At 32.8% G+C, this 12,166-nt stretch carries 14 protein-coding genes; 5 read left to right on the top strand and 9 right to left on the bottom strand.

Features of this window, described 5'->3' with window-relative positions; translation table 11 throughout:
• Positions 1–2 precede the first annotated feature (2 nt).
• The 4 genes from PLI06_01660 to trmY all read right to left on the bottom strand — a co-directional run bounded on the left by PLI06_01660 (position 3) and on the right by trmY (position 1,995).
• The gene (locus tag PLI06_01660) at positions 3–362 is read right to left on the bottom strand and encodes a DUF5615 family PIN-like protein (GenBank protein HOI76306.1); all 360 of its coding nucleotides are present in this window, start codon (positions 360–362) and stop codon (positions 3–5) included.
• A gap of 2 nt (positions 363–364) precedes the next feature.
• Complete coding sequence (locus tag PLI06_01655; GenBank protein HOI76305.1) at positions 365–610, bottom strand: DUF433 domain-containing protein; 246 nt, start codon at positions 608–610, stop codon at positions 365–367.
• Between the two features lie 100 nt (positions 611–710).
• The gene (locus tag PLI06_01650) at positions 711–1,391 is read right to left on the bottom strand and encodes a hypothetical protein (GenBank protein ID HOI76304.1); all 681 of its coding nucleotides are present in this window, start codon (positions 1,389–1,391) and stop codon (positions 711–713) included.
• Between the two features lie 19 nt (positions 1,392–1,410).
• Complete coding sequence (trmY, locus tag PLI06_01645) at positions 1,411–1,995, bottom strand: tRNA (pseudouridine(54)-N(1))-methyltransferase TrmY (GenBank protein HOI76303.1); 585 nt, start codon at positions 1,993–1,995, stop codon at positions 1,411–1,413.
• Between the two features lie 44 nt (positions 1,996–2,039).
• Here trmY and PLI06_01640 point away from each other — a divergent pair, with 44 nt between their 5' ends.
• The 3 genes from PLI06_01640 (at position 2,040) to PLI06_01630 (ending at position 4,616) form a co-directional block, all read left to right on the top strand.
• Positions 2,040–2,483, top strand: a complete 444-nt coding sequence (locus tag PLI06_01640) for an Lrp/AsnC family transcriptional regulator (GenBank protein HOI76302.1) — start codon at positions 2,040–2,042, stop codon at positions 2,481–2,483.
• Positions 2,476–3,192, top strand: a complete 717-nt coding sequence (gene nadE / locus PLI06_01635; GenBank protein HOI76301.1) for an NAD(+) synthase — start codon at positions 2,476–2,478, stop codon at positions 3,190–3,192. Before PLI06_01640 ends, nadE begins: the two co-directional genes overlap by 8 nt.
• A gap of 83 nt (positions 3,193–3,275) precedes the next feature.
• Positions 3,276–4,616 carry a nucleotide sugar dehydrogenase gene (locus PLI06_01630; GenBank protein HOI76300.1) on the top strand — a complete coding sequence of 447 codons (1,341 nt, stop codon included), beginning with the start codon at positions 3,276–3,278 and terminating at the stop codon, positions 4,614–4,616.
• Positions 4,617–4,622: 6 nt separating this feature from the next.
• On the opposite strand, the gene PLI06_01625 is transcribed toward PLI06_01630, so the two are convergent.
• From PLI06_01625 to PLI06_01615, 3 genes are all read right to left on the bottom strand, one after another.
• Positions 4,623–4,790: a hypothetical protein gene (locus PLI06_01625; GenBank protein ID HOI76299.1), complete on the bottom strand. Its 168-nt coding sequence runs from the start codon at positions 4,788–4,790 to the stop codon at positions 4,623–4,625.
• Positions 4,791–4,856: 66 nt separating this feature from the next.
• Positions 4,857–5,885: a DUF354 domain-containing protein gene (locus PLI06_01620; protein ID HOI76298.1), complete on the bottom strand. Its 1,029-nt coding sequence runs from the start codon at positions 5,883–5,885 to the stop codon at positions 4,857–4,859.
• Between the two features lie 61 nt (positions 5,886–5,946).
• Positions 5,947–7,032, bottom strand: coding sequence for a glycosyltransferase (locus PLI06_01615; GenBank protein ID HOI76297.1), 1,086 nt, complete (start codon positions 7,030–7,032; stop codon positions 5,947–5,949).
• 135 nt (positions 7,033–7,167) lie between these two features.
• Here PLI06_01615 and PLI06_01610 point away from each other — a divergent pair, with 135 nt between their 5' ends.
• Complete coding sequence (locus PLI06_01610) at positions 7,168–8,352, top strand: glycosyltransferase (protein HOI76296.1); 1,185 nt, start codon at positions 7,168–7,170, stop codon at positions 8,350–8,352.
• 25 nt (positions 8,353–8,377) lie between these two features.
• On the opposite strand, the gene wecB is transcribed toward PLI06_01610, so the two are convergent.
• Positions 8,378–9,460 carry a UDP-N-acetylglucosamine 2-epimerase (non-hydrolyzing) gene (gene wecB, locus PLI06_01605; protein HOI76295.1) on the bottom strand — a complete coding sequence of 361 codons (1,083 nt, stop codon included), beginning with the start codon at positions 9,458–9,460 and terminating at the stop codon, positions 8,378–8,380.
• Positions 9,461–9,623: 163 nt separating this feature from the next.
• On the opposite strand from wecB, the gene PLI06_01600 reads away from it, so the two are divergent.
• A complete protein-coding gene (locus PLI06_01600; GenBank protein HOI76294.1) occupies positions 9,624–10,574 on the top strand; it encodes a glycosyltransferase family 2 protein in 951 nt (316 codons plus the stop codon).
• A gap of 59 nt (positions 10,575–10,633) precedes the next feature.
• Here the strand turns inward: PLI06_01600 and PLI06_01595 are convergent, their stop codons facing one another.
• Positions 10,634–12,085 (bottom strand): oligosaccharide flippase family protein, encoded by a 1,452-nt coding sequence (locus tag PLI06_01595; protein HOI76293.1) that lies wholly within the window; start codon positions 12,083–12,085, stop codon positions 10,634–10,636.
• Between the last annotated feature and the right edge of the window lie 81 nt (positions 12,086–12,166).

Here is a 12,166-nt window from a genome sequence, read left to right as displayed (position 1 = left end):
TACTATTCCTTCTCAATTTCAATTATTTTGACATTTTTCTCGGTGACAACAATGAAATTGTTTGCCAATTTTTCTGAATAAAATTCAAGTAGTTGTGATAATACATAAATTTTATTTTCTGGTCTTTCATTTTTGAGTCTTAATAATATTACTCCTTTGTGCTCTCTGTTAAATTTAAAAATGAGTTCCCCAAAATCTTTATCATTAGTAATTAGAATAAAATTCTCTCTGTTGGCCTTATCTATTATTGTTTCATCATCGGCACCTTTTGCCTCATCGTGAACTGACAATACTTCGTGGTTTAATGATCTTAGCCATCTTGCAACTTTTGGGCCGGTGCACTCATCAACTATAAATTTCATCTTTAAATTGCCTCTGCAAGTGGCATATAGGTAGTATTCTCAATTGTTTCGGATGCGTATACAAGACAAGCATTAATATCGTCTTTTGTTAGCCCTTCATATTCCTTCAATATTTCATCAACTGTATAGCCATTAGCCAATAGATTTAATATGTATTGTACGGATAATCTTGTGCCTTTTATGATTGGCTTTCCTGTCATGACTTTTGGATTAATAATTATCCTTTGAAGAAGTTTTTCCCTATCCATCTTCTCACCATGTTATAATGTTTAACTATATATTTAAATTGTACGGTATATATAATATAAAAAACACGAAGCCAACAAAGATAAATTAGAAAAGCTATACCTAAACAAGGTCATACATTATCTGGCATGTGTCGCACTTATAGACTGTTTCCCTTTTCCCCTTGTCAGAAACTTCAGTTCTAATTAATGGCCTCCCGCACCTTTCACAAGAGTAGCCTTCCCTTCTTACACGAAGTGATGGAATCTGAGGTCTTGGGGCTGGCACCACAGGATAATTGTCATAGTAAGGATCATATTGGCCCCTAGAGCGCTCCATCGGAAGGTAATTTTCTGGGACGTATCTTTCTTCAGGGTAGTACCTCTTCTCATAGTATTCGCGCTCTCTTGGCTTTGCTCTTTCCCTTTCAAACTTAGGGAATTTGATGCCATCTTCGGTAAGGGCGCTTCCAACAATTGCACCTATGAATATAGGGTAGATATAGAGTACGGCAGTAATAAGCATGTATAATTTTGTCCCTGATGGAACTGTAAATGGAATCCTCATGGTAATGCCAGGCTCTAAGAAGTCACCCACAATAAAGGATATCACAAGAAATATGATAAAGACAATCAATGCACATAGAGAGAATGAAGCGATTGCACTTTTGACGCCCCTCGATCTCTTGCCGCCGACAATGCCTGCTACAATAGGGCCTACCACAGGCGCCCATATCATAAGAATTGTCAGTAGAACCATCCAAAGCGATGACTTGAGGATATTCTCTATGTTATCGTCTGACATCATTGGTAATTGATTTTTCTTATTTATAAGTTTTTCTATCAAAAACGTTATGTACTATTATTATACAGTGGTCGGCATGCAGTACCATAGGAGATATTGAAACTCGTTTTGCATTCTTTAATAATTCTTCATCTTCTTGTGAAAGGCCCATGTGATCCCCCAAGACAAAACAGATTTTGTCTGATTCAATATTCAAGCTTTTGATATCTTCCCCTTCTTCGTGAAGATAGATTATTTCACAATCAATTTCATTTATGACTTGAGAAAAGCTTTTCTTTGATACGAATATCCCAGGTGTAGACTCAGTCTCTTTTTCTGTCACGTTTTCTAGAGCTTTCTTTATCAGCCCCCCTGTGCAGCGCTCATCAGGGCTTAGATATCTCAAATCATTTCCAACAAATCTAAGTGTAACTGGCGGATTTGGTTCGCCCTCTAAAATTACAATGAACTCTGTGTCTCTTCTTAAATCATGCGATAGGAAAAATGCCGAGTTAACACATCTGGCCACAATATCCATTCTGCCACCATCTCCTGGAAGGTCGTTTAGAGAGAAATCCTTTGAAGTTTTGGCCTTGGATGCTTTTAAGATGAATATTTTCTTCATAAAAATCAAAAGATTTATTAACAATTTAAGATTATCCAATACGTATGGACAGTCTTGATATAAATATCCTTAAGATTCTAAATCAGGACGCTAGGACAAGTTTTTCAGAGATAGCGAGAAGGCTAGGTCATTCCATAACGACCATCTCTTTGAGAGTAAAGTCTATGGAGGATGCTGGAATCATAAAAAAGTACATACCTGTGCTTGACTCAGAAAAGTGCGGCTATGACTTTACGGCTGTTATACACCTCATCATTTCTAAGGGAAAGCTAAAAGAGGTAGAAGACATAATAAAAGCAGAGAATAACGTCGTTGCTGTTTATGATGTGACCGGTGGCTATGATGCGATTATTATAGGGAGATTTAGGAATAGCTCCCATCTTGAAAAGTTTACGAGATGGATGCAATCAATTGATTTTGTGGAAAGCGTGTCCACTTCAATTGTCTTAAACATCATTAAGGAGGACATGGAGGTAAAGTTTGACTAGCGAGCTTTCTAAGAAACTTTCAGATTGGTTGCGAGAAAATGTTAATTCAGGTGGCGGAAAAGGTGTCGTATTTGGGTTAAGTGGTGGCATTGATTCGACTGTGACAGCCTATCTCTGTAAGAATGCTTTTCCTGAAAACTCTCTTGGCCTTATAATTCCCTGCTATAGTAACAAAGCCGATATGGACGATGCGAAGTTAGTTGCAAAGGAGATCGGCCTAAAATATGAGGCCATCAATATTGATTCTATATATAACTCGCTTCTAGATGAGTTTGGGGATATGAGGGACGATCGAGATTTACCCCTTGCTAACATCAAGCCAAGGCTTAGAATGACTGTTCTATATTATTATGCTAACAGACTCAACTACTTTGTCATAGGTACTGGGAATAAGAGCGAACTTACTGTGGGCTACTTTACAAAATACGGCGATGGGGGATGCGATCTACTGCCTTTGGGAAATCTAACAAAGAGGAATGTCTATTCCCTTGCAAAATCACTGAAAGTTTCTGAGAAAATTATTAATAAGCCGCCTTCTGCGGGCCTCTGGAAAGGCCAGACAGATGAAAGGGAGCTTGGTATAACTTACCAGGAAATTGATAATTTTATTGAAGGGAAAACAGTGAGCGAAAATGCCAAAACAAAGATTGAAGAGCTTATCAAGAAAAGTGAGCATAAGAGAAACATGCCCAGGATACCAGATTTTTAAAGGATTGGATAGAATTATAGATTAAATTTTTAAGTAACAATTATATGAATCTTGATATAAATGCTATCGATTGAGTGAACTTTATGGAAAATCTGAAGCAGAAGATCAAAAACAAGACCGCAGTCATTTCTATTATTGGATTGGGGTATGTTGGCCTTCCAACAGCCGTTTATTTTGCTGAAAAAGGATTCAAAGTATATGGTGTGGACAAAATTGTAAGGATTGTCAATGGCCTTAACAAAGGTGTTTCTCATCTAAATGAGTTAGGATTAGATGAAAGAATAAGAAAAGTAGTTGACCAAAGTAAATTTCACTGCACAAACGATACCATTGAGGCGGTCAGCAATAGTGATATTGTCTTAATTATAGTACCAACACCAATAACAAAGGACAAAGAGCCCGATCTATCGTACGTAGTTTCAGCGGCAGAGGATATTTCAAAATCACTTAAAAAAGGACAATTAATTGTTTTGGAGTCTACAGTCTATCCCGGAGTAACAGATGACATTGTCAAACCGATATTGGAATCTTCTGGCCTTAAGGCGGGTGTAGATTTTGGATTGGCTTATTGTCCAGAGCGGTATAATCCAGGAGACACTAAACACACCATTGATAATGTTAACAGGGTAGTTGGCGGTATAACAAGGGAATGGGCCGAGGTCACAAAGGATGTTTATTCATATGTCATTAAAGCAGAGATAGACACAGTGAGCGACATTAAGACTGCAGAGGCTGCTAAAGTAATTGAAAACATCCAGAGAGATTTGAACATAGCATTAATGAATGAACTTGCTTTGATTTTTGAGAGGATGGGTATTGATGTAATTGAAGTAATTAAAGCAGCAAGCACAAAGTGGAACTTCAATGTTTATTACCCTGGTGCGGGAGTTGGTGGGCATTGTTTGCCTGTAGATCCCTATTACCTAGTTTCAAAAGCTAGGGAGTTTGGATACCACTCAAAAGTGATTACTGCTGGCAGAGAGATTAATGACTACATGCCAGAGCACATATTTGAGCTTTTGAGGGATGCATTGAATGATATGGAGAGGTCTGTTAAGAACTCTAGAATAGCTGTTTTAGGTTTCTCATACAAAGAGAATGTAGGAGATGTCAGAGAAACTCCCGTAGAGCATTTTGTTACAGAGCTTGTTAAGCGTGGGGCGATTGTAACGGTAGTTGACCCTTACGTTGATGAGAAATATATCAAGTCGTTTGGCGTTTCTTATTCTAAGGACATATATGATTCGTTAAAAGAGGCAGACGCTTTTGTTATAATGACTTCACACAACATATTCAAAGATATGGATTTAGAAAAAGCAAAAAAATTGATGAATAATCCTTTAGTTATTGACGGCAGAAGAATTTTCAGTAAAGATGCACTTGTCAAGAAGGGATTTGTATACAAGGGCGTAGGATGCCTTTAATCACTTTTATTTTAAAATCATCCCTATAGCAACCCCAATAATAACACTAATCACTCCAATTACATACCCAAGCCCTGCTAGAAATCCGTTTGATAAGATATTGGTCTGAAATACTGCTATTCCTAATATACCAAGTATAACAAAAATACTCATAATCATTAATTTCTTTTCCATAGTTTATACACCTCTTAACTACTGATTACAATTTTTTAATTATATTTAAAACTAATTATTTTATATCTATATTAGTTTTTCCTCAAATAGTTTTATCATAAACGATGTGGCATCAGTTTTTTCATCTAGCATTTTATTCTTCTTTTTAGCCCATTCTTTTTTAGAATTACTATCTAGTACCTCTCTAATCGTATTTAATGAATCATTTATCGTTAAAAAAGAAAATAGCAATCCATATTTTTTTTCTAATTCTTCTAAATAACCAAGTTTCCCACTTAATGGCGATATGAAGAGGCTCGGTTTTCCTAGGACTGCGGCCTCAGTTGCCATCGTTGCTCCTTCTCCAATATACATTGTAGAGTGATTCATCAAAGTGTGGATTTTGGCGGGATGTACTTTGATATAATAATCTTCAAATTCTTTATCATAATACTCTGAGCTTAAAAGAACTCTACCTCTTTTCTCTAAAGCTTTAATTAGTTCTAGGGCATCTTCTTTGGAAGCGCCTTTATACCCAACATCATGGCTTGCCTGCCATGAGACCAATCTAACAATAAAAAACTCTTCATTCTTTTTTATATCAAGCTCTTTTAGAACATCTTTTTCTTCTTTATACCAGTTCGGGTGCAGGTATGCTAGCTCCTTGTAACCGTCAAATCTCAAATGTTTTTCGCCGTAATCACCCATAAATGATGAAGGGGTGACAAAGTAATCGGAGTAGGGTATTGAGAGCCTGTTATTCAATGTTGCGTGCTCTGTGTCATTGAAGAGGATTGATTTTTTCCTGATAAGTTTTGCAACATGCGTTATATATGGGCTTGCAAATCCTGTCAAGATGTCCGGCTTAAACTTTCTAGAGATATTCAGAAGCTTGTAATCTGTCTGCGCCAATCCTATTGCTTTTTTAAATAAACCTTTTTTGTTTACACCTAAATCGGTATAATCAAAGTTGTAGTATTCTAAAAGTTGAAAAGTACTCTCTTTCCTTCTTGCTGTAATCAGCGTTTCATGGCCCTTCTTTTCCAGTTCCCATATAAGATTTTTAAAAAAATGAACGTCTGCAGGGTGACCGATGTCAAATAGAATCTTGCTCAATATTACCTCTCCTCGTTTTACTACTTGGCTAATCTTATACTAATAAATATGCCGTTTCTTTTTAAGATAAATTCTTGTATAGCTGGATTAGTTTTTCTGACTCTTTTTCCCAGTTATATTCGCAGTCAATTAGTTCTCCGCCTCTTTGGCCTAGTTTTTCTCTAAGTTTTTTATCTTTAATAAGGATATTAATTTTCTCTGCAATGTCCTTTGGATTATGTGGATCGACAAATAAAGCACATTCAGAGTACATTTCCTTCCAATAGGGAAAATCTGACATCACTGTAGGAATTGAGAACGCCATATACTCGAAAACTTTAACGGGCAAGGCCAATAGATAATTAGGGATAGGGTATAGAACACAAATCCCAATGTCTGATTGATTTATATAAGAAAAAACTTCTTCTAGAGGCTTGTAGCCTAAATAATTTGTTTTGGCCCATCCAGGTAGTTTTTCACATTCTTCTCTGTAGCCTTCTTCCCACTTCCCCATTAATAAAAACTCAACATCTGTATTTACATATCCTAGGGATTCTATGACTTCTTTAATCCCTCTCGTTCTTGTTAACCATCCGGCATAGATCAAAGTAAATTTATTTTTTTTATATGAAATATCTGCTAAATTATCCCTTATTGAAAGAACTGGAAAATTTCTCAACAGTATTGTTTTATCGCTCTTAAATTTAGACTCGATTTCTGGTTCTGCAGCTATAATATTATCAAAAGTTTTTAATGCAATTTTTTGTAAGGTAGAGATATAGATTGCGGCCGTTTTTTTTAGGATTCCAAGCCATTTTTTATCAAAGGTATCAGAATAATAATCTTCGCTGAAATCACAAATTACTTTTTTCCTAAAAAGTTTTAGAACGAGACCAACGGGTATTAGTTCAGGATCATAGATTTGATATATCTTTGCATTTAATTTTAATGATTTTATCAGTGTCCTAGGGATATTTTTCAATATCTTATCTCTTCTTTTTCTGTATTCTGGGAGTGATAAAATATTTATCCCTTGTATAACTTCATCTCTTTGGTGAGGGATTACTAGATTTACAGAATATCCTGCCTTTTGCAAAGTTACAGCTTGCTTGTAAAAAAGCCTGTTATCTGATGCAGGATGTCTAATTGAGAGATGGGCTATTTTCATCATTTATAAGGCATCTATCATTCTTTTAAGATTATCGTGACTAAAAACAAAATTTAAAATTAATACATAATCTTTTATATATTAATATTTCTTTAACCAAAGATAGATGGAATAAATATAGTATAGAGGAACAAGATGAAAATAGTACTAGCAACGACAAATGATTTAATTTATGACTCAAGAATTAATAAAATTGCAGAGAGTTTATCAAAGAAACATGATGTAGTACTAATATGTCTCAATGAAAAAGGTAACTTTGATACAAGTGGATATCCCTACAAAATAATTTTTATTAGAGATTCTAAATTAAAGACAAAGACAAAGGATATCCGGCGCAAATTGAAAAACAAACTGGGTAAATTTAGCATATTTGCAAAAGATATTTCGATATATTTGTTGGAAAAAAAATCTGCCTATGAACTGGAAGCAAAATTAATAGAGGAAAATGCAGATATTTATGTTGCAGTAAATCTAAATACTCTTTCTACAGTTTATAAAGTTGCAAAATCAAAAAATAAATTAATTGTATACGAAGCACAAGAACTGAGTGTGGATCAGTATAGTAATTCCTTCATTGGAAAGATTATATGGAAAATTGAAGAAAACATATATATTAAAAATGTAGATGCAATTATCACAACTAACATACAGCGGGCAAAAATACTAAAGGAAAGATATAATCTATTAGAAATGCCATATATAATCCACAACATTCCAAAGTTGAACAAAAAGAAAATAAATGTGAATGGAATTTCTGATCCAATAAAACTCCTCTATAGTGGTATTTACACTGAATTAAGGGGATTAGAACAAATAGTAGCATCGATGGAATATGTTTCGGATAATTTTGAACTGCATTTATTAGGGCATGGAAATCTTGAAACTAGACTCTTAGAAATAATAAAAGAAAAGAATATAGAAAACAAAGTAATTTTTCATGACCCAGTTCCATATAATCAAGTAGTAAATGAGATATCAAAATATGACATAGGTATAGTCACATACCTACCTACAAATCTTAACAATTATTATTGTTCCCCCAACAAGCTATACGAGTATATACAAGCTGGATTAGGCATAATCTCAATAAATCTTCCAGAGCCAGAAGAGGTAATTGCCAAATATCATAATGGTATTTTATTTAATTCTTATGAGCCTCTAGAAATAGCAAATACAATAAATACAATTCAAAGAGAGGACATACTTAAATTTAAAAAAAATAGCATCATGGCCAGAAGTAATCTCTGTTGGGAAAATGAAGAAATTATACTTTTATCGATTTTTGATAAAATAAATGATAGCATTAAAATATCAAAATAATTGCTAAATAGTCAAATACATTAAGTTAGATATATTTTGAAACAAGGTAAGATATTATGGACTTGCCCGCTTTACCATTCCCAAATGGACTTTCCCAATTCTTATTTTTCTTAATCATTTCTAAGGAGCATTCCAATATCCTATCTTTTGTTGTTCCAGCCAAAATATTTGACCCTACCTCTAAAGTTTCGGGTCTTTCTGTGTTATCTCTCAAAGTTACACATGGAACTTTTAAAATACAAGTTTCTTCTTGAACTCCACCAGAATCTGTTAAGACTAAACAAGCGTTTGATTCTAACTGAAGAAATTCGAGAAATCCTAAAGGTGTTACGGCAAGGATCCCCTTGGGTAAAGATAGATTATACTCTTGCAATCTCTTTTTTGTTCTAGGGTGTATAGGTAACACGATAGGCAATTTTAATTTGTTTGATAGGAGTTCAAGCCCCCCAAGTATCCCCATTAATTTTTCCTCATTGTCAACATTTTCTTGTCTGTGAAAAGTAGCAAGTATATACTGATTTGTTTCTAAATCATAGTTTTTTAGAATATTACTTTTTTCATTTGCCACTTTAACGTATTTTGTGATAACATCTGCAATTGTATTGCCTGTGACAATAATTTTATTCCCCTTCAAACCTTCTTTCAATAAATTATTTTTTGATGAAAGGGTAGGCGCAAATAAATAATTCGAAAGATGATCAGTCAAAATTCTATTAATCTCTTCAGGCATTTTTAAATCATAGCTTCTTAATCCTGCTTCAACATGTCCCACATCAATGTGTAATTTTGACGCCGCTAGTCCCCCAGCCAATACTGTATTTGTATCACCTTGAACTAAAACAACGTTTGGTTTTTCTTTCAGAAGAATTTCTTCAATACCGATTAACATTTTACCAGTTTCTGCTCCATGTGTACCTGATCCAACATTTATATTGTATTTAGGTAAAGTTAATTTTAGTTCTTCAAAGAAAATCTTATCTAATTCATAAGAGTAGTGTTGACCGGAGTGTAAAATGAAATAATCAAGATCTTTTTTTTGGCACTCTTTAATAATTGAGTATAACTTTATTATCTCAGGTCGTGTTCCCAATATTATTGCAAGTTTCATTATATGATTATATTCTATATTCCTTTTATTTCTATTTATCCTTGAAAGTGAATAAACTACTATAAAATTTAGATTATTAAATCAGGGAAATAATTAGGAAATAAAACAATAATAATCTTTGAAGTATAATTAATTATTTAAATTGTGCGATAAATCTTTCATAATGAAAAAATTAGCTCCAGAGATATCTGTAATAATGCCAGTCTATAACTCTGGTCATTTTTTAGAAGAAAGCATAGAATCGATTCTTAATCAAACTTTTACTAATTTTGAATTTATTATAATAGATGACAAATCTAATGACAACTCAAAAGAAATAATCTCGAATTACATGATAAAGGATAATAGAATTATTCTTATTGAGAATGAGGATAATCTTGGAGTTGCAGCGGCAAGAAATAGAGGCTTGGAAATAGCTAGAGGAAAATATATTGCACTAATGGATTCCGATGATGTATCATTTCCGAATAGGTTAGAAAAAGAATATCTATTTCTAGAGAATAATCCTGAATTTCTCTTAGTTGGATCTTCTGGTATTAGGATAGATGAAAAAGGAAATAAGTTAGAAAATATTAATTATTGTGAAGATTTAAATATTAAGGGAAAGATATATTGTATTTTAGCTTCGTCCATAATGTTTAGAAATCAAGGAATTATGTTTAGAGAAAAGTTTCATTATGCTGAAGATTTTGATTTCTATTTGAGATTAATAACTTTAGGGTATAAATTAACGAATATTGAGGACATTTTAATCAAAATAAGGATGAGAACTTCAAGTATTACAATGACCACCAGAACTAGAGGAGATTTTTTCCACGAAAAAGCCGTAAAATTCTACAATCAACGCTTAGAAACTGGAACAGACGATTATGAAAAGTTCGATGAAAAAGAAATATTTTCAATTCCTCTAGACGATTCTAGAAGAAGATACTTGAAATCAGTTATTGGACTTTCATTGAAAAATGCAGAAATAGATGCGGCAAAAGAAAATTTTCAAGAATATAAAGAATTAATTAGTTCTAAAAGAAGACTACTATACCAAATTGCATTCGCATTTCCATTTATCTATTCACTTAGATTAAAAATCAAATCTTTATTAAAAGAGAAGAATTAAGATTATATCGATATATCCCATTGAATTTATTTTTTAGTATACATATTTTTGATATACAACTACTTAATTAAACTAGGCAATATATGTTTAATTTCAGGATAAATTAAAGCAACTGAATATATTATTAAAAATGTTACTTTTATAATAATGGTGATGAAATAGCTAAGATCTAAATAACTAATACCAAAAATGATAATCATAAACAATGTCAATAAAATAAAAGGCTTCCAAAGTAACCATAATGGTATTGTTTTTTGTTTTAGTATATATTTTGAAATTACCCAATTAAATAAAAACATTAAAAAGTATGAAATTACAGTAGTATAAGCCGCCGCAACATAACCATATTGAGGTATATAAATTGCATTTAATATTATGTTTATTACTCCTGCAGAAAGAACAGAAAATGAAAGATAAATCATCTTTTTTTTATAATCTATATAGGAGTTATAGATAATTGCCATTCCATAAAAAATATGTCCAAGTGCAATTATTGGGACTAGCCCACTTGCTATATGAAACTTTGGATCGGCTAAAATCAATATTATCTCTCTCCCAAATAAAATGATTCCAAAAGCAGCCATCATAAATATAGAGAATACTCTTTTAACTAGAACATCTGCTCTTTCAAATTCAGATTTATTAAAGAACTCCATAATTTTTGGGTAAATTGCCGCCATAACAGCCCAAAGTACCGTCAATACTAGTGAACCCACTGTATATGCTACTCCATATAATCCTGCAGAGGCAGAATTTATAATATTATTAATCATTATTCGATCAAATTGTGAAAGTATAAGGCTGCTCAATGAATACGGAATTAAAGGTATAGAATAGTTTAGTATGTATATTATATGTTTTTTATTTAATGAGAATTTTATTCCTTCTTTTAATTTGTTAATGAAATATAAGTTAGAAATAATTCCAATTATAAGAGATGCCCAAATCTTTCCTAAATACCGTTCATCTGTCAAATTATAAGTAATAATCACGGCTAAGATAAATATGCTGTATCCATAAACAATAGATATTTTTGCAGATTCCTTACTTTTTCTCTGAGCGGATAAAATTTGTGTGTATACGCTATATATACAAAGAAAAAAAGAACCAACTATCATATAGTATAATAGTTTATTTGGAATGCCCATCAAATTAGCCAACGGACTGTATAAAATTAATACAATTGAGACCGTTATACAATAAGTTACGATTAGAAGAGTTAGAGTAGTCCCTAAAAACTCTTTAAAATCTTCAGTTTTTTCATAATAGTATCTACCCACAGCAGCAACGCAATTTAATGACAAAATAACTGTAAAGATTTCAAGATAGGACAAATAGACTGAATAAATACCGTATTCCGCTTGTGTGAAAAGACGGGTGAATATTGGGAGAGAAATTACCCCTATTGCTTTGGTAGCAATGTTAGCCGAGAAATAATTTTTAGCGTGTTTGATACTTATGAATATTTCTGATTCTTTTATTTTTCTCACTAATTGTTCATTGATTATCATCAATTTTTATCCCCTATTCAAATGACCGTTTAACATTATTCTATTTTAACGGATATTTTGATTCTACTGTATAATGTTAAC

This window comes from Methanofastidiosum sp., assembly GCA_035362715.1.
Lineage (GTDB): Archaea > Methanobacteriota_B > Thermococci > Methanofastidiosales > Methanofastidiosaceae > Methanofastidiosum.
The sequence above is the reverse complement of the archived record's forward strand: the minus strand, read 5'-3'. Positions and strand labels throughout refer to the sequence as shown.

Bases quoted from the DNA above. Each gene is read 5' to 3' on its own strand.
- PLI06_01660 (HOI76306.1), bottom strand. From the start codon at position 362: ATGAAATTTATAGTTGATGAGTGCACCGGCCCAAAAGTTGCAAGATGG.
- PLI06_01655 (HOI76305.1), bottom strand. From the start codon at position 610: ATGGATAGGGAAAAACTTCTTCAAAGGATAATTATTAATCCAAAAGTC.
- PLI06_01650 (HOI76304.1), bottom strand. From the start codon at position 1,391: ATGTCAGACGATAACATAGAGAATATCCTCAAGTCATCGCTTTGGATG.
- trmY (HOI76303.1), bottom strand. From the start codon at position 1,995: ATGAAGAAAATATTCATCTTAAAAGCATCCAAGGCCAAAACTTCAAAG.
- PLI06_01640 (HOI76302.1), top strand. From the start codon at position 2,040: ATGGACAGTCTTGATATAAATATCCTTAAGATTCTAAATCAGGACGCT.
- PLI06_01630 (HOI76300.1), top strand. From the start codon at position 3,276: ATGGAAAATCTGAAGCAGAAGATCAAAAACAAGACCGCAGTCATTTCT.
- PLI06_01625 (HOI76299.1), bottom strand. From the start codon at position 4,790: ATGGAAAAGAAATTAATGATTATGAGTATTTTTGTTATACTTGGTATA.
- PLI06_01615 (HOI76297.1), bottom strand. From the start codon at position 7,032: ATGAAAATAGCCCATCTCTCAATTAGACATCCTGCATCAGATAACAGG.
- PLI06_01610 (HOI76296.1), top strand. From the start codon at position 7,168: ATGAAAATAGTACTAGCAACGACAAATGATTTAATTTATGACTCAAGA.
- wecB (HOI76295.1), bottom strand. From the start codon at position 9,460: ATGAAACTTGCAATAATATTGGGAACACGACCTGAGATAATAAAGTTA.
- PLI06_01600 (HOI76294.1), top strand. From the start codon at position 9,624: ATGAAAAAATTAGCTCCAGAGATATCTGTAATAATGCCAGTCTATAAC.
- PLI06_01595 (HOI76293.1), bottom strand. From the start codon at position 12,085: ATGATAATCAATGAACAATTAGTGAGAAAAATAAAAGAATCAGAAATA.